This is a genomic window from Mycobacterium sp., assembly GCF_008709575.1.
GTDB lineage: Bacteria > Actinomycetota > Actinomycetes > Mycobacteriales > Mycobacteriaceae > Mycobacterium.
On the sequence record NZ_VYIK01000508.1, the window covers coordinates 1 to 571 of the forward strand.

At 61.8% G+C, this 571-nt stretch carries 1 protein-coding gene; it reads right to left on the reverse strand.

Going from position 1 to position 571, the window contains the following annotated elements; genetic code table 11:
• Positions 1 to 59: 59 nt before the first annotated feature.
• Positions 60 to 485 carry a CBS domain-containing protein gene (locus F6Q13_RS19860; RefSeq protein ID WP_293060120.1) on the reverse strand — a complete coding sequence of 142 codons (426 nt, stop codon included), beginning with the start codon at positions 483 to 485 and terminating at the stop codon, positions 60 to 62.
• Between the last annotated feature and the right edge of the window lie 86 nt (positions 486 to 571).

The window sequence follows — 571 nt, forward strand, 5'->3', positions numbered from 1 at the left end:
ACCGCCCATGCTGAACCTCCAAAAGGGCACACCGGAAACAGAATCGCCTGGTGCCGATACTAGTGACTGGTCAGTGCCTTGGGCGAGCAGATGGCTTTGACGAACCGGACAATCGCGTACTCGGGCAGATGGCGGGCGATGTCGGCCTGGGCGACAATGCCGACCAAGCGGTGGTTTTCCATGACCGGCATCTGGTGCTCGGCCATGACGTCGAGCATCTCTTCGATACTCGTGTCGGCATTGACATGGTAGACGCTGCCTTGCGCCAGCTGGCCCGCCGTGGTGGTTGCCGGGTCCATGCCGGCGGCGACGCACTTGATGGCGATGTCCCGGTCGGTGAGCATGCCGTGTAGCCGGCCGTCCTCGCCGCAGATCGGCAGCGCTCCCACATCCGTGTCGCGCATCTGTCGTGCGGCAGTGGCCACAGGTTCATTTTCGCCAATACATATGACGTCTGCTGTCATGATGTCGCGAACGGTGGTCATGGCGTTCTCCTCGATAATGTCGTGTCTGCAAGGCCGAACCTAGGATGCCGATCCGCCCACCTCTAGGGTCGTTGGTCCTCCGACCC